This window comes from Cytobacillus sp. IB215665 (assembly GCF_033963835.1).
Classification (GTDB): Bacteria; Bacillota; Bacilli; order Bacillales; family SM2101; genus Nanhaiella.
Map to the genome: position 1 here is coordinate 1 of NZ_JAXBME010000055.1, position 577 is coordinate 577.

The window sequence follows — 577 nt, forward strand, 5'->3', positions numbered from 1 at the left end:
AGAAGCTGATAAATCCGCATGATAAACTTTGCCCGTCGAGAACGTGGCAAGGTCTTTTTTAGGGTTTCTCTCTACTTCTCCCGAACCATCAAAAGCTAAGGCACTTGTATTTCTAGCGTTAATTCTAGAAATACGCATTCCGAGGTAGTGAGCCATTTGAGTGACTTTGTTTTTAATCCCTTTTTTTCTCCAATAATGGAGCTTGAAACGAAGTTTCTTTGCACCGTAGTACCCCTCCCTTTGGGGTTTTCATTTTATCCAGGTACTCTAAGACAATTACATCGCAATTATGCTCGCGAGCGAACTTCACGATTTTGTAAGAAGTATTGTTTACAATGTGTTTTTGAATTCCATTGATTCTACGCCAAAAGTTAGGAGCAGCTATCCAGCCAGTAATCGCTTGTACTTTGCGTAATTTGTTCGTCATTGTATACAATCGGTCTTTTTCTTTTGGCTGGTTAATAAACTTTCGAGCCAAGACAGTTCCGGTTGAATCCATAACTGAACAAACCGCAGAGTTTGTGATTCCAAGATCTATGGCACAAATCTTTTGGTCTTTTAATTTTGTTTTAGTTAA

The 577-nt window shown here is 38.8% G+C and carries 1 pseudogene; it reads right to left on the bottom strand.

Features of this window, described 5'->3' with window-relative positions:
- Positions 1-172 precede the first annotated feature (172 nt).
- A pseudogene (locus SLH52_RS23320) lies at positions 173-577 on the bottom strand (hypothetical protein); the annotation flags it as partial.